Source organism: Achromobacter sp. (assembly GCF_050285565.1).
Classification (GTDB): domain Bacteria; phylum Pseudomonadota; class Gammaproteobacteria; order Burkholderiales; family Burkholderiaceae_B; genus Achromobacter.
In genome coordinates, this window is sequence record NZ_JBLZXG010000003.1 from 488,425 (window position 1) to 511,116 (window position 22,692).

Sequence of the window (22,692 nt, forward strand, 5' to 3'; positions counted from 1 at the left end):
CATGAGAAGGCGGAAGGACCCGGCGCGGGCGCGGCGGGGCATGCTGCGATTCTAAGCCGGTTCGGGGCGCGATCAGGCGGCGGCCTTGGCCGACAGCTTGGTCTTGTAGAGCCAGTCCTTGTAGTCGTCCAGGTCGCCGTCAAAGGGACTGAAGCGGCCGTCGGCGACGATGATGAACTGATCGGTGGTGGCGCGCAGCAGGTGGCGGTCGTGCGATACCAGCACCAGCGTACCCTCGAATTGCGCCAGCGCGGTGGTCAGGGCCTCGCGCGTTTCCAGATCCAGGTGGTTGGTGGGTTCGTCCAGCAGCAGCAGGTTGGGGCGCTGCCAGACGATCAGCGCCAGCGCCAGGCGCGCCTTCTCACCGCCGGAGAACGGCGCGATCGAGCTGGTGGCCATGGCGCCGTTGAAATTGAAGCTGCCCAGGAAGTTGCGCAGCTCCTGCTCGCGCACGGTCGGGGCGATCTTGGTCATGTGCCACAGCGGCGATTCATCGTGGCGCAGCATTTCGACCTGGTGCTGGGCGAAGTAGCCGATCGACAGGCCCTTGTTGAACTGGGTCTCGCCCGCCAGCGATTGCAGCTCGCCGGCGATGGTCTTGATGAAGGTCGACTTGCCGGCGCCGTTGATGCCCAGCAGGCCCAGGCGCTGGCCCGCCTGCAGCGAGAAGTCGATGCCCGAGACGATGATCTTGTCCGATGTGACGCCGCTGTCCGCGTCGGTGTTGCGGTAGCCGGCGCTGACCTTGTCCATCGTCAGCAGCGGATTGGGCGCGCGCAGCGGCTCGCGGAACTCGAACGAGAATTCGGCGGCGGCGCGCAGCGGCGCCACTTCTTCCATCCGTGCCAGCGCCTTGATGCGGCTCTGCGCCTGGCGCGCCTTGCTGGCCTGGGCCTTGAAGCGGTCGATGAAGGATTGCAGGTGCGCGCGCTGGCGCATCTGCTTTTCCATCATGCCTTGCGCCAGTTCCAACTGGGCGGCGCGCTGGCGCTCGAACGACGAGTAGTTGCCCGAGTAGCGCTTGAGCTTGCGCTCGTCGATGTGGACGATGACGTTGACCACGCCGTCCAGGAAGTCGCGATCGTGCGAGATGACGATGAGCGTGCCCGGATAGCGCTTGAGCCAGTCTTCCAGCCAGATGATGGCGTCCAGATCCAGGTGATTGGTGGGCTCGTCCAGCAGCAGCAGGTCGGACGGGCACATCAGCGCCTGCGCCAGGTTCAGGCGCATGCGCCAGCCGCCGGAGAAGCTGGTCAGCGGCAGTTGCATCTGCGCTTGCGTGAAGCCCAGGCCCGTCAGCAGTTGCTCGGCGCGCGAATGCACGGTGTAGGCGTCGGCATCGGCCAGCGCGGCGTAGATGTCGGCCATGCGCAGGCCGTTCTCGGCGCTTTCCGGCTCGGCTTCGAGCGCGGCCAGCTCGGCTTCCAGTTTGCGCAGCGTGACGTCGCCGTCAATGGCGTACTCGATGGCGGGGCGGTCGAGCGCGGGCGTTTCCTGCGCCACGTAGGCCATGCGCCAGCTGGCGGGGTAGTCCAGGTCGCCCTGGTCGGCGTGCAGCGTGCCGCGCAGCAGGCCGAACAGGCTCGACTTGCCGGCGCCGTTGGCGCCGATCAGGCCAATCTTGTCACCGGGGTTCAGCAGCAGGTCGACCTTGTCGAACAAGGGCTTGACGCCGCGCATGAGTGAAACTTGTTGGAAACGGATCATGAATCGTGTGGCTGGGGTGGCGCGGCGTGCGCGCGGCAAGGCTCCCGCCACAGGCTGCGGCGCAAAAAAGGGAACCGGAGAAACATCGCGCCGTTGGCGCGCATAGTGCGGGCCGCGCCGGGCGCGGCGGGCGGATGGGTCGGGGGCCATCCGGTCGCGGACGACATTGTAGCTGGCCGCGCGCCCCGCGCGGCCGGGCGCCGTTCAGCCGGGGGCCGTCCGCGCCGCGATGGCGGCCGCCAGCGCCAACAGGCGTTCGGCTTCGCGCGCATGCAGGTTCTCGACCAGCGCGCCGTCCACCACGGCCACCCCCTGGCCCGCGGCCTGCGCCGCGCGCCAGGCGTCCAGGCGCTGGCGGGCGCTGGCCAGCTCGCTCGCGGTGGGCGCGAAGGCGGCGTTGGCCGCGGCGATCTGCCGCGGGTGGATCAGCGTCTTGCCGTCAAAACCCTGGTCGCGTCCCTGGCGGCAGGCGGCCGCGAGACCGGCATCATCGTCCAGGTCCAGGTGCACGCCGTCCAGTACCGCCAGGCCGTGGGCGCGCGCCGCCAGCACCGCCAGCGAGCGCGCCAGCAGCGTCTCGTGGCGCTCGGGGGTATGACGCGCATGCAGATCCTTGACCAGGTCGGAGGTTCCCACGACGATGGCCGCGAGCCGCGCGTGGCCGCCAGCGATCGCGTCCAGCCGCAGAATGCCCAACGGTGTTTCCGCCATGGCCCACAGCGGCAGCGCGGCGGGCGCGCCGGCCGCGTCCAATGCCCGTGCCAGCGCCTCCAGCTCGGCGGCCGACTGCACTTTGGGCAGGAGCACGGCGTCGGCGCCGGCCCGCGCGATGGCGCGCACATCGTCCAGGCCCCAGGGCGTGTTCAGCGCATTGATGCGCACCACGCATTCGCGCCGGCCATAGCCGCCGGCGCGCAGGGCCGCGGCCACCTGGTCGCGCGCCAGCGTCTTGGCGTCGGGCGCGACGGCGTCTTCCAGGTCGAGGATCAGTGTGTCGGCATCGAGGCCGCGGGCCTTCTCGAGCGCGCGCGCGTTGGCGCCGGGCATGTAGAGGACGGAACGGCGCGGACGGGCAACGGTGGGCGTCATGGCAATCGGTTCAATGCTTGGGGTTGCCGACGATCTGCACGGGCATGGTGCAGACATAGCCGACCCCGTAGACGGTGCGGATGCCCATGTCGCCGCCGGCCTGCGCGCGCAGCTTGCGGCGCAGCCGGTGCATGTGGGCATCCAGGCGATGGGTATCGTAGGCCTCGGCGCTGGCGCCCAGCGCCTCGACCAGCCGGCCGCGCGACAGCGGCAGCGGCGCGGCCTGGATCAGCGCGCCGATCAGGCGGCTTTCGGTGTCGGTGATGTCGACGTGGATGCGTTTGGGCGACACCAGCAGGCGGCGCGCGGGATCGAAACGCCAGATTTCAGCGGTGGTCGCCTCGGGATCGGCCGCGGGCACCACGCGCAGGCGCCGCGACAACGCCACCAGGGTCGCGCCCAGTTCGGCCAGGTTGACCGGCTTGGTCAGGTAGTGGTCGGCCCCCAGGCTCAGGCCCGATACCTTGTCCTCGCTCAACAGCCGGCCGGTGAGCATGATGATGCCCATCGAGGGATAGGTGGTGCGCAGGTGCGCGACCCGTGCCAGGCCGTCGCCGTCGGGCAGCATCGCGTCCAGCACCAGGATGCCGGGCGTGACGTTCAGCAACAGTTGATCCAGCTCGGACAGCGAGCCCGCGGTGAGGATGGCTTCGCCCAGGCCGAGGTCATGGATGAATTCGGCAATGGTGTCGCGCCAGTCGCCGTGATCGTCGACGATGATGATGGTCACGGCGCCGGACGAACTAGCGGTTGTGCGCGAGACGATCCTGGGGCAAACACGCTTTCCGCTCCTTTCATGCGACGGCTTCTTATTGGTGTGGTTGAGTCCGCCCGGCGCGGGCGCGGCGCCGGGTGGCGCGCCCGCGATCGGCTCCCCGCGCGGCGCTTTCGCGGAGAATATCATTATCGCCGTTGCGGCGGCGCGGTATATTGCGGCGCAGCGAAAGCGGCGCGCGCGGCGCGGTGTGATGGGTTCGTTTTTGCTCAAAAATTGAGCATCCCCTGTGGGGCCGCCGAGAAGGCCGGCAGTCTTACGCGCGCCGCTTTCTTATCCACAGTTTCTGTGGATAAGAAAGCCCTGCGAAAGTTGTACACCGCTTGGCCGGTGTCAGGGCGCGGACGCCGCCTCCAGGTACTCCACCGGCACGCCCGGCGGCACCTTGCGCACGCGGTCGCGCTCGATGCGGGGCGGGGCGAAGCGCGTCTTGCGGGCAGCCGCGTTCTGCAGCAGCACCGAAAGCACCGCGCCTTTGTCCTGGATCCATTGGTTTTTGCCGCGCAGCAACTTCATGGCGTTGTCGGCGGTTCCCAGTTTGTAGGAGATGGCGTTGATCTGCACCGAGTTCTTGCCGTTGAAAGCGGACTCATCCTGCTCGGTGATCGCCGCGGCATCGAGGTTGCTGCTTTCGTGGTCGACGCGATAGATGAACTTGATGCCGCTGAACGGATCCTGCGCCACGATGAGCTTGTCCGAACCCGAGACGTCCGAGAGCATGCCGATGACCGGCGATTCGACCAACTGGTTGCCCCGTTGCTCTTCGGTGTAGATGAAGATGGTGGGGCGATTGTGCCCGGCCGGGGCGGGGGGGGCGAGCGGAGAACGATCCATACCTGACTTGAAATGAGCGGGGCGGGTGGATGGCGACTTGCCCCGGGTACCGCCTTAACGGCCTCCAGTCGCGGGAACTTGAGCGCCGGCCATCATGAAAAACAAAGAGCAGGCCCGCGCCAGGGTCAGGCCGTGCGTCGCAGCCGCGCCAGCAGGCGTGCCTTGGCGGCCGGCCAATCCTCGTCGAGGATGGCGAAATAGACCATGTCGCGGGTGCGTCCGGACTGCGCGATCAGGTGCTTGCGGAACACCCCTTCCTCGACGCCGCCGATGCGGAGAATGGCCTGGCGCGATTGCACGTTGGCCGCCTCCGTCTTGAACACGACCCGCATGATACCAATTGTTTCAAAGGCGTGCTGCAATAAAAGATATTTGGCCTCGGTGTTGGCGCCGCTGCGCTGGCTGGCGGGCGTGAGCCAGGTGGCGCCGATCTCCAGGCGCTTGTGCGCCAGGGCGATATCCATGTAACGCGTGGTGCCGATGACCTGGCCGCTGTCGCGGCGCACGATGGCGAAGGGCAGGCAGGTGCCCGCGGCCTGGCCGGCCAGCGCGCGGTCGACGTAGCGGCGCATGTCGTCGGCGCTGTCGACCGGCTCGGGTTGCAGCCGCCACAATTCGGGGTGCAGCCCGACCTGCGCCAGCGGGCCGGCATGCGCCGCGGTCAGGGGCTCCAGGCGCACGATCTCGCCTTCCAGGGTGACGGGTTGCAGGGCGGCGAGGGCAGGCATGGCGCAGGGCTCCGAAAAGCGCCGCCGCCAGGCGCGGACCGTCATGGCTCGGCCCCGGGGCGCCGGCAGATTCTACGCCCGCCGCGGACGCTTGCCGAAGCCGGTGCGCGGGCGCAGAATGCGGCGCATGAAAACAGACGTGATCGTCCTGGGCGCGGGCATCATCGGCGTCAGCGCGGCGCTGCACCTGCAGGCGCGCGGGCGCTCGGTGACACTGCTGGACCGGCGCGGCCCGGGCGAGGAAACCAGCTATGGCAACGCCGGGCTGATCGAACGCGCCAGCGTCATTCCCTATGCTTTCCCGCGCGACTGGCGCAGCCTGCTGCGCTATGCCGGCAACCGCAGGCCCGACGTGCGCTACCACCCGCGCTTTCTGCCGCGCATCGCGCCATGGCTGGTGCGCTATTGGTGGCATTCGGCGCCTGCCCGGCTGGCGCGCGCGGCGGCCGCCATGTTGCCGCTGATCGAGCGCAGTGTCGCCGAGCATGACGCGCTCAAGGACGCCGCCGGCATCGGCCACCTGTTCCGGCGCACTGGCTGGATCGATGGCCTGCGCACCCAGGCCAGCCTGGATGCCGCCGCCGCCGAGGCCGCCGCGCTGGCGGCGTACGGGTTGGACTATCAGGTGCTCGATCGCCAGGGCCTGGCGGCGCTGGAGCCGTCGCTGTCGCCGCGGCTGGCGGGCGCGATCCATTGGCGCGATCCGGTCAATGTGTCGGATCCGGGCGCGGTAGCGCGCGGCTACGCGGCGCTGTTCCAGCGGCGCGGCGGCACGCTGGCGCGTGGCGATGCGCGCAGCCTGGAGGCGGTGGCCGGGGGCTGGCGCGTGCGTGGCGTGACGGGGCCGGTGCAGGCGCGCGAGGTGGTGGTGGCGCTGGGGCCGTGGTCGCCCGACGTGTTGCGGCCGCTCGGCTATCGCGTGCCGATGGCCGTCAAGCGCGGCTATCACCAGCATTTCGCGCTGCGCGACGGCGCCGCGTTGACGCGGCCGGTGGCCGATGTCGACAGCGGGTTCGTGGTGTCGCCGATGACGCTGGGCCTGCGCCTGACCACCGGCGCCGAGTTCGCGCCGCGCGACGCGCCGCCATCGCCAGTGCAGATCGCGCGCACCCGCGCCCTGGCCGCGCAATTGCTGCCGCTGGGCGCGGCGGTCGAGGCCACGCCGTGGATGGGTTGCCGGCCATGCCTGCCGGATATGCGTCCGGTGATCGGGCCGGCGCCGCGTCATCCCGGGCTGTGGCTGGCCTTCGGCCATGCGCATCACGGCTTCACGCTGGGGCCGGTGACGGGCCGGCTGCTGGCCTGTCTGATGACGGGAGAGGCGCCGCCGATGGATCCGGCGCCGTATGCGTTGAACCGCTAGGACGCCGCGCCAGCCGGGTAACGGCTGGCGCGGGCGGCGGCGTCAGGCGCCGGCCTTGGCGCGGCGCGCGCGCACCGCCTGGGCCAGCATGTCGAGCACCGGCAGCGTCTGTGTCCAGCCGAGGCAGGCGTCGGTGATGGACACGCCGTGGCGCAGCGGCTGGCCCGGCTTGAGATCCTGGCGGCCTTCCTCGAGATGACTTTCGATCATCACGCCGGTGATGCGGTGGTCGCCCTGCGACAGCTGGGCGGCGATGTCGCGGGCCACGTCGACCTGGCGCAGGTGCGACTTGTTGGAGTTGGCGTGCGAGCAGTCGATCATGACCTGTTCGCGCTGCCCGGCCGCGCGCAGCACGGCGCAACAGGCGTCGACGCTGGCCGCGTCGTAGTTCGGCCCCTGTTTGCCGCCGCGCAGGATCACATGGGTGTCCATATTGCCGCGGGTTTCGAAGATGGCGGCCATGCCCATCTTGGTCATGCCCATGAAGGCGTGCTTGGCGCTGGCCGCGACGATGGCGTCGGCCGCGATCTGCACACCGCCGTCGGTGCCGTTCTTGAAGCCCAGCGGGCAGCTCAGGCCCGAGCTCAACTGCCGGTGGCTGGGGCTCTCGGTGGTGCGCGCGCCGATGGCGCCCCAGGCGATCAGGTCGGCGATGTACTGCGGGCTGAGCAGGTCGAGGAATTCGGTGGCGATCGGCAGGCCCAGGGCGCTGATGTCCAGTAGCAATTCGCGGGCGCGGCGCAGGCCTTCGTTGATGCGGAAGCTACCATCCAGGCGCGGATCGTTGATGTAGCCCTTCCAGCCGACCGTGGTGCGCGGCTTTTCGAAGTACACGCGCATGACGACCAGCAGGTCGTCGCGGTATTGGTCGGCGGCGGCGCGCAGCAGGCGCGCGTATTCCATGGCCTGGCCGTGGTCGTGGATGGAGCAGGGCCCCACCACCAGCACCAGGCGGTCGTCGCGGCCGTGCAGCACGTCGGCGATGCGGGCGCGGCTGTCTTCGACCAGCGTCTGGATCCCGGCCGAAACCGGTAGTTCGTCCTGCAGCAGCGCGGGCGAAATCAACGGGCGCACGGCGCTGATGCGGGTGTCGTCGGTGCGGGTGTTGTCCTGGGTGGCGTCGGCCGCGCCGACCTCGCGGTCGTGCAGGGGATCGTCAATGCGGGTCAAGGGAAGCTCCGTGCCATAGATGCGGGAAAGGGCGTCATTATCGCACCGGCGGGCTCGTCCGTCCGGGCGATGTCCCCCACGGCCTAGGTCGATCGGCGCCAGCCCCGCCGGAATCGGGCCTAACCCGTCCTGGGTGGCGTACAGTCGGGGAACATGCCGTAGCATTGACGGACATGCCGACATCCCGAGGACGTGCGCGATGCCCAAAACCGATACTGGTGCCAATCGACGGATCCTTCTCGTGGAAGACCACCCCGTGGAGCGGGCCTATCTGCAGAACCAGTTGCTGGCGCTGGGCTATCGCCGGGTGGCGGGCGTGGGCAGCAGCACCGAGGCGATGGGCGCGCTGGCCCGGCAGTTCTATGACGTGGTGATCAGCGACATCGTCATGGGCGAGGGCGACGGCACCCGGCTGCCCAACGAACTGCGCCAGATGGTGGATGCCGGCGGACTCAAGCGCATGCCCCCCATCATCTGGATCAGCAGTCTTTCCGACGAGCTGCTGCAATCGCATGTGCGGCTGGCCTTGCAAGGCGGGTGCCCGTCGGCCCAGGCCCTGGCCAAGCCGGTGTCGCGCACCGCCATGCAGAATGCCATCAAGACGGCCCTGCATAGCCTGGACGACGACACGGTTTCACCGCGTCCGACGGCGGTGCGGCGCGAGGTGATCGAGGCGGAGCTGGGCCGCGCCCTGACCTCGGGGGAGGGCCTGAGCGTGGTCCTGCAACCGCAAGTGGACCTGAATTCGGGGCGCGCGGTCGCGGCCGAGGCGCTGTCGCGCTGGCAGCATGCGACGCTGGGCGCCATCCCCGCCATCGACTTCGTGCCGGCGGCGCACCGGCTGGGCCTGGACCAGATGCTGTTCGACCGCGTCGCGGCCTGCGTGGTGGCAGTCCTGGTGCGCATGCATGCCGAGGGCATCGCGGTGCCGATCGCGATCAACGCGTCGGCCTCGACGCTTTGCGCGCCGGGCCTGCCCGGCGAACTGGAACAGCGGGTGGCCCAGGCCGGCCTGCCGGCGCGGCTGGTCAAGGTGGAACTGACCGAAGACGAGCCAGTGACGGACTGGCTGGCCCTGTCATCGGCGCTGAACCTGTTGCGGGTGCGCGGCTTCGAGCTGGCCATGGACGACTTCGGCGCGGGCATCGCGTCGATGCGCCTGTTCTCGGCGATGCCGTTCACCGAGCTGAAGATCGACCGCGACTTCATCGTCCACATGCACCGCGAGCCGGCTTCGCGCGCGGTCGTGGCGGCGGCCATCGAAATGGGCCGCGCGCTGGGCCGGCGGGTGGTGGCCGAAGGGGTCGAACAGGCGCGCGATATCCAGTTGCTGCGCGAGCTGGGCTGCACCGTGGCGCAAGGCTATGGCATTTCGATGCCATTACCGCCGGACGAATTCATCGCCTTCTGCCGCCAGCATTGACCCGCGCCGGCGGCCGCCAGGCGGTGTTTCAGATCCCGGCCACGTCGATATCGCCCGGATAGTCGATCGAGAACTTCAGCACCGCGTCACGCGATTTGCCCGGCTCCAGGTCCCAGTTCCAGACCAGCACGCCGTTGTCCTCGCGCTTGATGTCGCGTTCGGCGGGCGACAGCAGCTTGACCTCGATCTTCTCGTTGCGCGAGACCGGCAGGCGGTCCTTGAACGTGACCTGTTCCTTGGTGGTCTTGTTGTTCTTGACGGTGATCTTGTATTCGTAAGTCACGCGCTTGCCGTTGCCGGAAAAGCCGGTGCTTTCGGTAAAGCGATTCACCAGTTGGCGCTTGATCGAGATGCCGTCGTCCGCGCCCAGCGCCAGTTCGAGTTTTTCGCCCGGCATCACCGTCTTCATCGCGGACGCGGCGACGAAGGCGTCATCGAGGAAGGTGTTGAGCGTGCCCGCCAGGAACGGGTATTCGGTGCTGTTGCTGGCCAGGGCCGTCAGGAACGCGGCCTCGCGCAGCGCCGGCGTGGACTGGTATTGCAGCGTGGCCGGCAGCTTGGCGGAGGTGATGGCCACGCGCTGGGTACTGTTGTCCGACGCCAGCGTGGCCGGCGCGCGGATCTGGAACGAGGCGCTGGTGGCCTCGGCCTGCACCTCGGCGGTCGCGACCGCGGCGTCTTCCAGCGCATACGCCATTTCGCCTGCCACCTTCTCGGCGTTGGCCTTGGGGCTCATGCGCGTGCGCGAGTCGTTGCGCACGGTCGGCGCCGGGGCCGCGGCCGGCAGCGGCGCGAGGGGCTGCGGCGGGGCGGCCACGTCGATGATCCACGGACTCAGCTTGGGCGCGCCGCCGCCCAGCGCCGGCCGCGCGGTCGACAGGGTGAGCTTGACGTTGTTCCAGTCCTCGCCGCTGTTCTGGCGGATGACGCCGAAATAGCCCAGCTCGACGCTGCGGTCCGCGGGACGCAGGCGCGCGTCATACGACGGCGTCCAGCGCGCGCCGGCCACCGCGTAGGAAACGTTCAGATCCAGCTTGCCGGCGCGCGCCAGGTTGACGCGCAGCGTGACGGTCTTGGTGCGGCGATTGAGCTGGCCCTGCAATTGGCCCAGTTCGCCTTGCGCGGCGGACAACTGCCGTTCCAGGTCCTCGCGTTGCTCGGCGACCCGGCGCAGCCCGGCCAGCACGCGGCTGAGCGTGTCGGCGCTGAGCGACTGGATCGCCTTCAATTCCTCCAGCGTCGGGCGCGGGCCGTCCTTGGCCGGTTCGGTGGCGCCGCGCTGCATCAGCGTCACCAGGTCGCGCTGGTTGTCCAGCACCGCCGCCTCGTCATCGAGCGCGGCTTGCTGGCTCTCGATCTTGCGGATTCGTTCTTCCAACTGCTTGACGCGCTCGTTGGCGGTATCGGCCTGGAAGGCGTCGCGCACGCGTACGTCCAGCAGGGTGGCCTGGCCGGTGCTCTTGGCCGCCACCTGCAGCGAGTTTTCCTGCAGGCTGGCGGGCAGCTTTTCCAGCACCAGCTCGTGTTCGCCGGCCGCCAGTTCGCTGCTGGCGGCGCGGGTGACCACGGCGCGATCCTGGTAGACCGTGACGGCGTTGATGGAGGAGGCCAGTCCGGCCGCCGCGGCCAGACCGGGAAGCGTGGCGATGGCCACAGCCAGGAGAGTACGTTGCACGTGTGCACCTTTGGGCGGGTTGCGCCGGCGGCCCCTTTTGCCGGGGGCCGGGGAGGCGATAGCGCGACAATTTACAGGCGGCCGCCGCCGGCGGGTTTACAGAAGGTGACAAACGCGACAGGCCGATACCGCCCCGTTTTCATCTTCCGGATCGGGCGCGGCCGCCCGTCATGCCGCCTGCCCGGGATGCGCCAGCGCGCGCAGCATCTGAACGGCGTTGCGCGCGGCGACCGAACGGTCGTGGCGCCGGTAGGCCATGTCCAGCAAGGCATGCGGCGCGTCGCCCTTGATCGGGCGGTACTCGATGCCTTGGGCGCCCATGTGGCGCATGGCCGCCGGCACGATCGAGATGCCGACGCCCGCCGCCACCAGGCTGACGATGGACGCCATTTGCGGCGCTTCCTGGATTACGCGGGGCGCGAAACCGGCGCGCAGGCAGGCGTTCTGGATCGCGTCATACAGGCCGGCGCCGATGGGGCGGGGATACAGCACGAAATCCTGGTCGGCCAGCGACGCGATGGCCACGCTGCGCTTGCGGCTGAGCGGGTGGTCGGGGGGCAGGGCGATCAGCATCGGTTCGTCCAGCACGCTTTCGGCCGCGAACTCCGGGTCCAGTACGTAGGGGGGCCGCACGAACGCCACGTCCACGGCGTTCTCGCGCAGGCCGCGCAGCAGGCTGACGGTGTTGCTTTCGGTCAGACTGATGCGCACGTCGGGATAGCGATCGCGGAAGGCGCGGATGGCGCGCGGCAGATAGGGGTGAAACACGGCCGAGGCAGTGAATCCCACGGTGATGGCGCCATGTTCACCGCGCCCGAGGCGGCGCGCGGTGTCGATGGCGCGGTCGGCGCTGGCCAGGATGGCGCGGGCGTCTTCCAGGAACTGGGCGCCGGCTTCCGTCAATTCGACGCCGCGCGGCAGGCGCAGAAACAGCGGCGTGCCGATCTCGCGCTCCAACTGCTGGATCTGCTGGCTCAGCGGCGGCTGGCCGATGCCCAGACGCGCGGCGGCGCGGGTGAAATGCAGCTCGTCGGCGACCACGGTGAAGTAGCGCAGGTGTCTCAGTTCCATCGTTATTAAATATAGCGAGTGCCGGTTTCATATATTGGACATATGCAGGACAAAAGTCTACCTTGATCGCACGGGCCATTGCCCGGCGTTTTTCGAGAATCCCGATGTCTTCCCCCTCAGCCATTTCCCCCACCACCGTCGCGCCGCCGGCCGATTACCTGGCGCGCGGCACGCCGGCGTTGCGGCGCGCCCAATGGGCCTTGTTCGCGGCAGGCTTTTCCACCTTTTCGCTGCTGTATTGCGTGCAACCGCTGATGCCGCTGTTCACCCATGGCTTCGGGGTGTCGCCGGCCCAGAGCAGCCTGGTGCTGTCGCTCTGCACCGGCCTGCTGGCGGTGGCGATCTTCCTGGTGGGCCTGTTCTCGCAGGCGCTGCCGCGCAAGCGCATCATGGCGTTGTCCTTGTTCGCCTCGGCCGTGCTGGGGACGGCGGCGGCGGTGGCTCCCGACTGGCACAGCCTGTTGGTGCTGCGGGCCCTGCAGGGCGTGGCGATGGGCGGGGTGCCGGCGGTGGCCATGGCCTATCTGGCCGAAGAGGTCGAACCCGACACGCTCGGCCTGGCCATGGGGCTCTACATCAGCGGCAGCGCCTTCGGCGGCCTGTCGGGACGGGTGATCACCGGCCTGGTGTCCGATCATTTCGGTTGGCGCGCGGCGCTTGGCACGCTGGGCCTGATGGGCATTATCGCGGCGCTGCTGTTCGTGTGGCTGCTGCCCGCCTCGCGCCGCTTCACGCCGCAACGTTCGCGTGGCTGGGCCGGAGTGGCTGGCGATGTGCGCGCCGGCATCGGCGCGCACCTGCGCAACGGCCCGCTGTGCGGCCTGTTCGCCATGGGCGGCCTGCTGATGGGCGCCTTCGTCACGGTCTACAACTACGTCGGCTTCCGCCTGCTGGCGCCGCCGTTTTCGCTGAGCCAGACCTTCATCGGCTTCATCTTCGTGGTTTACCTGGTGGGCATCTTTGCCTCCACCTATTTCGGACGCCTGGCCGACCGGCACGGGCGCGGCGCAATGCTGGCGGCGGCCACCGGCCTGGCGCTGGCGGGGCTGCTGCTGACGCTGTCGGCCGCCTTGCCCGTGCTGATCGGCGGCATCGTGGTGTTCACCTTCGGCTTTTTCGCCGCGCACGCGGTGGCCAGCGGCTGGGTCGGGCAGATGTCGCGCGGCTACAAGGCCTTGGCGGCCTCGCTCTATCTGCTGGTGTACTACGTCGGCTCCAGCGTGCTGGGCTCGCTGGGCGGCCGCTTCTGGACTGACGGCGGTTGGCCCGGCGTGGCGGCGATGGCCGGCAGCCTGCTGGCATTGGCGCTGGCGATCAGCGCGGCGCTCTATTGGCGCACGGCGCGTCCGCTGCGGGCGCCCGCGGTGGAGCGGGGCGCGTCATAATCGCGCCCGCCATGCACCGCGGAGGTCGCTAATGCTTTCGCATGTTTGCCTTGGCGTTGGCACTTTCGATGACGGCGTTCCTGACCGCGGTTCGCGCCACCGTGAACCGTTGCCATGCGCTGGCCCTGCCGTTTGAGAAATGCCTCTGAATGCTCCCAATTCAAAAATGGCGGAATCGAAATCAGAAGTTCAGCACACCCAGGACGTACACCATTGTGGCGGATAGATGTCGGTGCGAGAAGACTTATGCGGAGGGAGCATGGTGGCCGTGCGAGAAGCGGGATTCTACGAGTCGGACAATTACAGCGTGACGCTACGATTTGAGCCGGCAAAGGCCAAGGTGCATCGTAAGAATGAAGATGACCCGTCTGGTTTGCACCCGACGCCCGCGGAGATAATCTACGCGAAGGCGACCATCACACCTAAGACGCCGGGCCTGAAAGTGGACGGCTTGACGGTGGCATTTGAGGTGACAGAGGGCGACGCCTTTTTCTACGCTGAAGGGGTGGCGCCGGGACAAACAGAGCAGAACTGCACTGAAACGACCGACGTTAGCGGCACGGCGACGGCGGCCTTGATCTGTGAGACGCCGGAAACGGGGTATATGCAGGCCGTGCTGACGTTCAGTCCTTTGGATAAGCAGGCGTCGGACGAGGAGTCCTTTGAGTTTGTCGGGCCTAACCCGAAGTTCCGCAGCGTAGAGGTGAGCGCTGTGAACGCCTTCGCTGACGACACGCCACGCGTGAAGGTGCGAGCTATCGTAGAGGAGGACGGCGAACTCATCGATGAGGCCGAAGTCAAGTTTCGCAACGACGGCCATGCCGCAACGTTTTCCGGCGAGCCAGGCCAGAACGAGGTGGTGCGGCAGGCGGTCAACGGGGTTGCGCAAGCGGTGTTGCAGTCCGCGAAACCCGAATTCGACTATCTGGTGGTTTCGCTCGAAGAGGACCCGCGAGTACGTGAACGTGTGTCGTATCGCTTTCTCGCCAAGCCCACCGTGTCGCTGGTGCTGGAGCAAGATGGCGCGCCCGCCGATGGCAATTCGCAGATCGTTGCGGTGTTTGTCGCTAAAGATTCGCAGACCGGCGAACCGATGGCGGGTGTCGAAGTGCAGTTTGCCCTGACAGGGGCTGCGAAGTTTTTGGACACCGAGAACAAGCCGGTAGTGACGGACGCAAAAGGCGAGGCGCGCGCCCCGTTCGTGAGCCTGAAAAAGAATACGGCGGCCGACGACGCTTCAAAGGTTTCGGTGGTGGTCACCGGAGGCGATCCGCAGACATACGCGCGCGAGGCCCACTACACCTTTAACAACGCCTGGGCGGGTATATCGAAGATTACCGCGACGTTTGGAGGGGTCGGATCCGCTACAATTTTCAAAAACGGACGGCATCAAGCCGCCTTGGTATTAATCATTACACTGATCGATGCTACCAGCCGACAATTGACCGACGACAACTCGCCGGAATTCTCCCAATTTCTGAATAATGTCTGGTTTACCGATTACTATAGCCGTGAAGAGCTGAGCTGGCTCACGTTCTCTGCGGTGAAAAACCAGTTTTCCGCGCAATTGAATAGCGGCCGTGCGGCTGGGGCGGCTATCGATCCGCCGCCGCCTGGTTCGCATGGCATCGAAAATGGTGTAGTAAGACTGACCTACTACGTCTCTTGCGCGGAGCGGCCAGCTTCCGCGGTGGATATTGGCCAACGGTTTCGGCCGACCGCAGGCTGTGGCGTCAATGTCGCCCCCCCCGACAACCACGACATTTACAACGCGGATGGAGCCGATGAGCAGGGTGGACTATCGGAGAGGGCCACGCTCACTCTATTATCCGCAATAACCTATACGCCCCAGGATTTGGATTGGCAGGCGACGCTGCTGGCCAATGCAGACACGAACGATGAGGGCATTACGGATCCGAGTGCGCCCGCGCCGGAAGGGAACTGCTCGCGCCAGATTGATTACACCTGCCGCTTGACCGGGGCGACGGTAGCTAAGTATGGCGCAAAAATATACGAAGTGCGAGTGGACAAAAATCAATATTCCGCGCTCGATGGGTATTGTGCGGGCTACAACGGCGAGCACCTGTATACCCACGCGGCCTACTTCTGGCCGATGAATTTGAAGGATCTTGATGGTAATCCGATCGATGGCTCAGGCGCACGCCAATTCCCTATGGGCGAATACGAAGTCTACTCTTATGTGCCCGGCATGGCGCGCTTCGATAAGGATTTTCAAGGTATCGCGCTAACCATATATGGCTATTTTGGATACTGGTACGACAAGAATCGCCGGCGGAGTACTAGGGTAAACATAACGCTATATGATCAGTACGGCAATTCGGGGGATTTCCATGTTTCCACAGAGGGCATGCCCTCAAAATATGCCGAATTCAATGCATGGAAGCCAATGCAAGGCGATTGGTCGGCGCGGCTTTCAAATTCGCCCCGTCTCGCCTCCGACATGCAACTCGATGAAGATCTACCCTACGGGCTCCCCCCTTGGTCGGCTACGCTGATGGGTAACTTTCATCGCAACAATGCTAGCCAGCCTCAATATGTCTGTGCCGAAAGATGGGTTCCAGCGAGTGTCAAGAAGCCATGGTGGTTCCTGCGCGGGCGAGACCAAGTAGAGGCAACGGATGCGAACAAGGGAGTCTACCTGTTCTTTTCGCGCAATGATAAAGCTGCTTTACATAAAGGTGTTCAGGTATGGGTCAAGGACGCTTATCCGGCAGAATTGGGAGACCCTGCTGTTTTGCTAATGCGCGATGATGCGGATAACGTTTTGGGCCTCACGTTTGATTATTTTTCTGGGGCAACGGATACTTGGGGAAATGTTCATCCAATATGGAAGCGCCAGACAATCGTGATGCAGCCTTTACGGCCTTCCGGCTCGAGATACTTGTGTACCCATTATGTTGATGACAAGACTTCAGAATGCGCTGCAATACCATACAGCACGGGCGACGAGAAGTTCGAGTTCACCCCCAAAGATTGCGAACGTGAAATAAATTGGACGCCGCCCTCCGGGAAGTCTACCTAACACCTTCATGGAAGTGGCTATCCAAGCCAGAACGGCTTGGGTCTAGCGGCCCGGCGCGAGCTGGGGCGCATCGCGCGCACGCGGCTCGCACTCGACTGGATGCAGAGCGCCGCGCCGCCGCGTGCAGATCGGTCTGAACAAGGGGGCGGTCTCAACCTGGTGGGACCGCCAGTAATGGATTTCCCGCGGCCCTGGTCAGGCCCTCTCGTATCATTAAACAGACGCATTCTCATTTATAATGCCCTGCATGCCGAACGGTACCCGCCCACGCGGATGCCGTGTTGCCCGTCAATCCCCCGAGAGGCCCACGATGACCCTAGCTTTCCAGGCGCCCAATTCGCTGCACCGCGAACACGCGGCCTTGCTTGCCGCCTACGGCCAGGCCCAGGCGCGTTGCAGCCGCCTGCTGAGCGCGCAGGCGCAGCGTATCCAATGCCTGGAAGCGGAGGTCTTCATGCTGCGCGCGGCGGTGGTTCAGCGCGACACGGCATTGGCCTGGGCGCGCGAAGACCGCGCTGCGTTCGAAGGCGCGCTCCCCGGCCTGCCCAAGCGGGTGGCGCTGGCGCGGCGCGTGAGCCAACTGGTGGAGCGGGTGCAAAACCTGATGCGCGAGCGCCTCGCGTGGCAGGATCGCGCCGCCCAGGCGCGCACCCGGCCGCTCGATTCCGCAGCCGAACCGCCCGTGCCGCCGGCGGTCATTGCCGCCGCCACGCTGCGCGAAAAATCGGTGCTGTGCGTCGGCGAAGACGCCATCGCCCTGATGCTCACGCGCAAGGTGGTGGAAATGGCCGGCGGCCGCTATCTCGGCCATTGCGGCGGCGAAAGCAGCGACGGCGACACGCTCGAAGCCAGCCTGGTGGCAGCCGACCTGGTCATCTGCCAGACCGGCTGCGTCAGCCATGGCGCCTATTGGCGCGTCAAGGATCACTGCACCCGCACCGGCAAGCAGTGCGTGCTGGTCGACAAGCCCGAGGCGTTGACGGCGCTGGGGCTGGCGCGCGAAAGCGTCGAATTGCAACGCTGACGCGGCAGGGCGGCCAATCAGACCATGTCAACGTGAATGACGGATCCGCGCTCAGGCGGTCGCGCGCCTGCAACATGTGGCGGCGGTCTTGCGGATGCAGGCGGGTATCACCGATGGTGGCGGCCTCGGCGTCCAGGCTTGGCAGGCCCCGCGCCAGCATGCCCGGGGCGCGGCTTTCCAGGAGCAGACGCGCAATGGCGCCGCCCGCGCGTGGTGCCAGCATATCGGCCGCCAGCGCGGATATAGATCGAGTGACGGCCGGCGGCAAGGCGTAATGCCGCGTTACGTAGGGTTGCGGCTGTCGCGCCGCGCTCGCAATACAGTCTGGAAACCCTCCCGGAGATTCCATGCTGACCCAGCGAGACCGCGTACCCCACCCCTGGACCGATACGCTCGCGCGGCTCGAGGACGAGCGCGTGATGCTGCAGCGCATCGCCGCCGGCGTGCCGCTGGCCGAAGTCCTGGGCCACATGCTGCACGCCATCGAGGCCCAATCCAGCGTCGACCTGCGCGCCTCGATCGCGCTGGTCGATGACAGCGGCAAATTCCTGCGGCATGGCGCAGCGCCCAGCCTGCCGCGTGAATTCAACGCCGCCGTCGATCATGCGCCGATCCGCCCTGACATGGCTTCGTTTGGCATGGCGGCGGCGTCGGGCTGTCCTGTCTACGTCGAAGACATCGCCACCCATCCCGCCTGGGCCGCATGGCGCGACCAGGCGTTGTCGCACCGCCTGCGGGCCTGCTGGTCGACACCGATCAAGGCGCCCGATGGGCGCCTGCTGGGCGTGTTCTCCAACTACTACGCGACGCCGCGCACGCCCTCGGCCGATGATATCAACGCCATCGCGGTGGTCACGCGCAGCGCCGCGCTGGCGATCGAACGCCACCTGACCGAGACTGCGCTGCGGCGCAGCGGCGAGCGCTGGCGCACCATGTTCGACGGCATGCAGGAAGCCTTCTTCCTGAGCGACGCCTTGCGCGACGCGCAGGGCCGCATCGTCGATTTTCGCTTCATCGAGGTCAACCCGGCGTTCGAGCGCCAGAGCGGCAGAAAGGAAGGCGATACGCTGGGCCACACCTTGCGCGAGATGATCCCCGGCGTGCCCGACCAGATCCTGGATACGTTCGCGCAGGTGGTCGAGACCGGCGAACCGGCGCAGTTCGAGTTCGCGGTGCCGGCGCCGCGGGCGGCCTGGTACGAAGCGCGCGCGCGCCGCGAAGGCGATAACCAGATGATGGCGTTGTTCCTGGATGTCACGGCGCGCAAGGCCGCGGAGGCGGAACTGTGGGAAGGGCAGTACCGCAAGAACTTCGTGCTGGGGCTGGGCGACCGCATGCGCGAATTGCAGCAGCAGGCGGCGATCGAACAACTGGCGTGCGAGAGCCTGGGTCAGCACCTGGCGCTGGGCCAGGTGGCGGTGGTGGACTGGCCGGACGAGCAGGCCGGGCCGGTGGTCTCCTGCCTGTGGCAACCGCCGGGCGAGGGCGCCAGCGAGGGCCTGGGCGGCGACCTGCTGGCGCGCATCCACGATGCGCTGGGCGAGGCGCGCACGGCCTTCCTGGAGCCGCTGCTGGGGCAGGCCAACGGCGACATTCTGCCCTCGGCGATCATGGTGCCGATGGCCCGTTGGGGCCGCCAGGGCGGCGCGCTGGTGGTGCGGCCGGCGCCCGGCACGCGGCTCAAGCGCGGTGACGTGGCCTGCATCGAGGAAGTGGCCGAGCGCCTGTGCGGCGCGGTCGAGCGTTCGCAGTATGCCCGCATGCTGGAGCAGCGGGTGGAACACGCCATCGCCGAGCGCGACCGCATCTGGCGCCTGTCGCCCGAGTTGCTGGCGGTGGTCGATGCGCAGGGCCGCTATGCCAGCGTCAATCCGGCGGTGCGCTCGATCCTGGGCTGGACACAGGAGCAATTCCTGGCGATGGGGCTGCGCCAACAGATCCATCCGGACGACTACGAGGTCACCCGCGAGGCCTTGGCGCAAGCACGGCGCGCCGATACGCCGCAGAGCGTGCGGCATCTGGAAAACCGCGTGCTCAAGCGCGACGGCAGCTACGCGTGGATCACCTGGAGCATGTCGTGGGCGCAAGACAGCCTGTACCTGGCCGGGCGCGATGACACCGATCTGAAGTCGCAGGCCGAGACGTTGCTGGAAACCGAGCACGCCTTGCGGCAAGCGCAGAAGATGGAGGCGGTCGGACGCCTGACGGGCGGCATCGCGCACGACTTCAACAACATGCTGCAGGGCATCACCGGGGCGCTCTATCTGATCCAGCGCAAGCTGGCCGCGGGCGTGCCGGAGCAGGCCGTGCGCTTTGTCAGCGTGGCCATGGACTCGGCCAATCGCGCGGCGCATCTGACCCAGCGCCTGCTGACGTTCTCGCGCCGCCAGCCGATCGACCCGCAGCCGTTTTCCGTCGCGACCACGCTGCAATCCATGGTCGATCTGTTCCATCGCTACACCGGTGAAGGCGTGTCCTTGGTGTTCGACCTGGACCCGGACTTGTGGCCGGTGCGCTGCGACCGCAATCAGTTCGAGAACGCCCTGTTGAACCTGGTGATCAATGCCTGCGATGCCATGCCCGATGGCGGCCGCCTGACGGTGGCGGCGCTGAACACGCGCCTGGATCCGGCATTCCTGCGGCCCTATCCCGGCGTGCAGCCGGGCGGCTTCGTGGAAGTGCGCGTGACGGACGAGGGCTGCGGCATGACTCCCGACGTGCTCATCCACGCCTTCGATCCATTCTTCACCACCAAGCCGCTGGGCGAAGGCACCGGACTGGGCCTGTCGATGATCTATGGCTTTGCCAAGCAGGCCGGCGGCATCGTGACGCTGGACAGCAAGGTGGGCAAGGGCACATCGGTCAGGATCTTCCTGCCGCGTTATGACGGCGTGCCCGCCCGCGTGGCCATGCCCGCGCCGCCGTCCGGGTCACGGGCGGAGCCGGCGCGCCAGGCGGTGGTGCTGGTGGTGGAGGACGACGCCAATGTGCGCGAGATGGTGTGCGAATGCCTGGCCGAACTGGGTATGCAGGTCGTCACGGCCGGCGATGGCGATGCCGGCCTGGAACGGTTGCGAGCCATCGCCAGCCTCGACCTGCTGGTCACCGACGTCGGCCTGCCGGGCCTGAATGGCCGCCAACTGGCCGATGCCGCGCGCGCCATCCACCCCGGCCTGAACGTGCTGCTGATGACCGGCTACGCCGAAAGCGCGGCGCGCGGCTCGGGCTTTCTGGGCAGCGGCATGGAACTGATCGTCAAGCCATTTGCGCTCGACGCCTTGGCCGAACGCGTGCAGCGGATGCTGGAGCCGGAAGGGCTGGACGTGGACGCGGCGCGGCTCGGCGCAGGGCGGCGCTGAATGCCGCGTGGCGCCGTTGCCAGAGGCTGTAAAAATTGCCGACCGCGGCGCGGCGCGCGCGGCAGAGGCCTGCAGGCACGGGGGTTGCTGTGGGAACAGGGCAACCCCAACAAGGAGAGTGACCCATGAAAATCCGTGCCTTGACCTATGCCATCGCCATCGCCGCCAGCCTGGGCGGAAGTGCCGCCTGGGCCCAATCCGCCAGCCCCACGGCGCCATCCACCACGCCGAACGACGGCACCGCGGTGCAGCCCAACCGGCCGGTGCCGCCGGGCCAGGCCGCGCCGGCGCCGAACGCCGCGCCCAATACGCCGAGCACGCCGCCGAGCCTGGACAAGCACAACCCGCCGTCATCCGACAAGCGTGGCGGCGAGATGCCCAACCGGCATAAGGAAGCCAATGACAACGTGCCGCGCACCCCGGCGGCCGGCGCCACGCCGCCTCCGGGCTATCCGAATAGCGGCGGCAGCAAGTGAGCCTGACGGCCTGAGGCCCGCCCTAGCACTGCCGGCGCACATGCCAGGTCCGCCGGCAGTGTCTTATTGGGCCGTATCAGTGTTCGCGCCGCAGTTCGGCAGGCGGCAGGCGCAACTGGCCGCGGTACTTCGACACCGTGCGGCGCGCCAGCACGATGCCATTGGCGGCGAGTTGCTGCGCCAGCGCCACGTCGGACAACGGCATGGCGGGATCCTCGGCCTCGATCAATTCCTTGATCAAGGCGCGCACCGCGGCCGCCGAACAGGTGCCGCCGGAATCGGTCGGCAGTTCGCGCGAGAAGAAATGGCGGAATTCGAACACGCCGCGCGGGGTCACCATGTACTTGCCGACGGTGGCGCGGGACACGGTCGATTCGTGCATATCCAGATCGTCGGCGACTTCCTTGAGCATGAGCGGCCGCAGCGCCACCTCGCCGTATTCGAAAAACGTCTGCTGGCGCTTGACGATGGCTTCGGCCACGCGCTGGATGGTGCTGTAGCGCTGCTCCACATTGCGCACCAGCCAGCGCGCCTCCTGCAGCTCTTGCGCCATGGGGCTGCGGTCGTCCAGCCGCGCGCGCCGGAACAGGTCGGCGTAGAGCTGGTGCAGGCGCGCCTGCGGCATGGCGCCGCGGTTCGGCAGCACGCGCCAGCGCGAGCGCCATTTGTCGACGAACACGTCGGGCACCACATAGGCCGGCGCCTGGGCGTCGTAGCGCCGGCCCGGCTTGGGATCGAGACCCCGGATCAGCGCGCAGGCGTCGCGCAGCGCATCCTCGGCGCAATCGAGCACGCGCCGCAGGCCGGCGCTGTCGTTCTTGGCGAGCCGGTCGAGCTGCTCGCGCACGATGCGCAAGGCCAGCGTCCGCAAGGAACTGCTCAGGCCAGGCGCCGCCTCCAATTGCAAGGCCAGGCATTCCTGCAAGTCGCGCGCGCCCAGTCCGGGCGCATCCAGTTGCTGTACCAGGCGCAGCGCCGCCAGCCATTCGCTGTCGGCGGGCGGCGGCACGAAGTCCGGGCTAAGGGTGTCGCACAGGCTGGCCAGCGGCGTGCGCAAATAGCCGTCCTCGTCGAGCGCGTCGATGATGAACTCCGCCAGCAGCCGGTCGCGCGGGCCGAGGCGATAGTTGCCCAAGTCCAATGACAGCTTTTCGCGCATCGAGACCGGGGCGCTGACCCATTGGCTCAGGTCGCGGTCATCACCGTCGTGACGGGCGGGCGCCGGGTAGTCGCCGGCGTATTCCGGCGTGGCGGGCGGGGCATCTTCGGCCGCGGCGCTGGAGGTCGTGGCCGGCGCCTGCGCCGCAGCGGGGCCGGCGGCCGGGTGGGGGCCGCTATCGGGGCGATCGGCCGGGTCCGCTGCTTGCTCCTGGACTTCTTCCAGGAAGGGGTTGCTGGCCAGCGCCAGCTCCACCGCCGTGGTGAATTCCAGCGCCGACATCTGCAGCAGCTTGACCGATTGCTGCAGCCGGGGCGCCAGCGTCATCTGCTGGCGCAAGCGCAATTCCTGCATCGGGTGTCCCAAGAAACTCTCCCGCAATGGGAGCCGCCGGAATGGCGGCATATTTCT

The 22,692-nt window shown here is 67.5% G+C and carries 17 protein-coding genes; 8 read left to right on the top strand and 9 right to left on the bottom strand.

Annotated elements, in window-relative coordinates; all coding sequences use genetic code 11:
* Window positions 1–72 precede the first annotated feature (72 nt).
* The 3 genes from ACN6O8_RS08150 to ACN6O8_RS08160 form a co-directional block, all read right to left on the bottom strand.
* Window positions 73–1,707, bottom strand: coding sequence for an ATP-binding cassette domain-containing protein (locus ACN6O8_RS08150; protein ID WP_427990546.1), 1,635 nt, complete (start codon window positions 1,705–1,707; stop codon window positions 73–75).
* Window positions 1,708–1,911: 204 nt separating this feature from the next.
* Window positions 1,912–2,796 carry an HpcH/HpaI aldolase/citrate lyase family protein gene (locus tag ACN6O8_RS08155; RefSeq protein WP_427990548.1) on the bottom strand — a complete coding sequence of 295 codons (885 nt, stop codon included), beginning with the start codon at window positions 2,794–2,796 and terminating at the stop codon, window positions 1,912–1,914.
* A 10-nt stretch (window positions 2,797–2,806) separates the two neighbouring features.
* Complete coding sequence (locus ACN6O8_RS08160; protein WP_427990550.1) at window positions 2,807–3,526, bottom strand: response regulator transcription factor; 720 nt, start codon at window positions 3,524–3,526, stop codon at window positions 2,807–2,809.
* Here ACN6O8_RS08160 and ACN6O8_RS08165 point away from each other — a divergent pair.
* Entirely contained in the window at window positions 3,513–3,791 is a 279-nt protein-coding gene (locus ACN6O8_RS08165; RefSeq protein ID WP_427990551.1) for a hypothetical protein, read from the top strand. The genes ACN6O8_RS08160 and ACN6O8_RS08165 overlap by 14 nt on opposite strands.
* 113 nt (window positions 3,792–3,904) lie before the next feature.
* Here the strand turns inward: ACN6O8_RS08165 and ACN6O8_RS08170 are convergent, their stop codons facing one another.
* Together ACN6O8_RS08170 and ACN6O8_RS08175 are read right to left on the bottom strand one after the other, a co-directional pair.
* Window positions 3,905–4,405 carry a hypothetical protein gene (locus ACN6O8_RS08170; RefSeq protein ID WP_427990552.1) on the bottom strand — a complete coding sequence of 167 codons (501 nt, stop codon included), beginning with the start codon at window positions 4,403–4,405 and terminating at the stop codon, window positions 3,905–3,907.
* Between the two features lie 125 nt (window positions 4,406–4,530).
* Entirely contained in the window at window positions 4,531–5,133 is a 603-nt protein-coding gene (locus ACN6O8_RS08175) for a GNAT family N-acetyltransferase (protein WP_427990553.1), read from the bottom strand.
* 127 nt (window positions 5,134–5,260) lie between these two features.
* Between ACN6O8_RS08175 and ACN6O8_RS08180 the strand changes: the two genes are divergently transcribed.
* The gene (locus tag ACN6O8_RS08180) at window positions 5,261–6,496 is read left to right on the top strand and encodes an NAD(P)/FAD-dependent oxidoreductase (RefSeq protein WP_427990554.1); all 1,236 of its coding nucleotides are present in this window, start codon (window positions 5,261–5,263) and stop codon (window positions 6,494–6,496) included.
* A gap of 42 nt (window positions 6,497–6,538) precedes the next feature.
* Here the strand turns inward: ACN6O8_RS08180 and ACN6O8_RS08185 are convergent, their stop codons facing one another.
* The gene (locus ACN6O8_RS08185) at window positions 6,539–7,666 is read right to left on the bottom strand and encodes a 3-deoxy-7-phosphoheptulonate synthase (RefSeq protein WP_427990555.1); all 1,128 of its coding nucleotides are present in this window, start codon (window positions 7,664–7,666) and stop codon (window positions 6,539–6,541) included.
* Between the two features lie 199 nt (window positions 7,667–7,865).
* On the opposite strand from ACN6O8_RS08185, the gene ACN6O8_RS08190 reads away from it, so the two are divergent.
* Window positions 7,866–9,089 (top strand): EAL domain-containing response regulator, encoded by a 1,224-nt coding sequence (locus ACN6O8_RS08190; protein ID WP_427990556.1) that lies wholly within the window; start codon window positions 7,866–7,868, stop codon window positions 9,087–9,089.
* Between the two features lie 28 nt (window positions 9,090–9,117).
* Here ACN6O8_RS08190 and ACN6O8_RS08195 read toward each other — a convergent pair whose 3' ends face one another.
* Both ACN6O8_RS08195 and ACN6O8_RS08200 read right to left on the bottom strand, forming a co-directional pair.
* A complete protein-coding gene (locus ACN6O8_RS08195) occupies window positions 9,118–10,764 on the bottom strand; it encodes a mucoidy inhibitor MuiA family protein (protein WP_427990557.1) in 1,647 nt (548 codons plus the stop codon).
* A 168-nt stretch (window positions 10,765–10,932) separates the two neighbouring features.
* Window positions 10,933–11,835 (bottom strand): LysR family transcriptional regulator, encoded by a 903-nt coding sequence (locus ACN6O8_RS08200; RefSeq protein WP_427990558.1) that lies wholly within the window; start codon window positions 11,833–11,835, stop codon window positions 10,933–10,935.
* Window positions 11,836–11,939: 104 nt separating this feature from the next.
* Between ACN6O8_RS08200 and ACN6O8_RS08205 the strand changes: the two genes are divergently transcribed.
* The 5 genes from ACN6O8_RS08205 (at window position 11,940) to ACN6O8_RS08225 (ending at window position 21,122) form a co-directional block, all read left to right on the top strand.
* The gene (locus tag ACN6O8_RS08205; protein WP_427990559.1) at window positions 11,940–13,220 is read left to right on the top strand and encodes an MFS transporter; all 1,281 of its coding nucleotides are present in this window, start codon (window positions 11,940–11,942) and stop codon (window positions 13,218–13,220) included.
* 259 nt (window positions 13,221–13,479) lie between these two features.
* Window positions 13,480–16,263 carry an Ig-like domain-containing protein gene (locus tag ACN6O8_RS08210; protein ID WP_427990560.1) on the top strand — a complete coding sequence of 928 codons (2,784 nt, stop codon included), beginning with the start codon at window positions 13,480–13,482 and terminating at the stop codon, window positions 16,261–16,263.
* 310 nt (window positions 16,264–16,573) lie between these two features.
* Window positions 16,574–17,287: a DUF2325 domain-containing protein gene (locus tag ACN6O8_RS08215; protein ID WP_427990561.1), complete on the top strand. Its 714-nt coding sequence runs from the start codon at window positions 16,574–16,576 to the stop codon at window positions 17,285–17,287.
* A 347-nt stretch (window positions 17,288–17,634) separates the two neighbouring features.
* On the top strand, window positions 17,635–20,646 hold the full coding sequence (locus ACN6O8_RS08220; protein ID WP_427990562.1) for a PAS domain S-box protein: 3,012 nt from the start codon (window positions 17,635–17,637) through the stop codon (window positions 20,644–20,646).
* Between the two features lie 125 nt (window positions 20,647–20,771).
* Window positions 20,772–21,122: a hypothetical protein gene (locus tag ACN6O8_RS08225; protein WP_427990563.1), complete on the top strand. Its 351-nt coding sequence runs from the start codon at window positions 20,772–20,774 to the stop codon at window positions 21,120–21,122.
* A 76-nt stretch (window positions 21,123–21,198) separates the two neighbouring features.
* Here the strand turns inward: ACN6O8_RS08225 and ACN6O8_RS08230 are convergent, their stop codons facing one another.
* Window positions 21,199–22,635: an RNA polymerase factor sigma-54 gene (locus ACN6O8_RS08230; RefSeq protein ID WP_427990688.1), complete on the bottom strand. Its 1,437-nt coding sequence runs from the start codon at window positions 22,633–22,635 to the stop codon at window positions 21,199–21,201.
* Window positions 22,636–22,692: the final 57 nt, after the last annotated feature.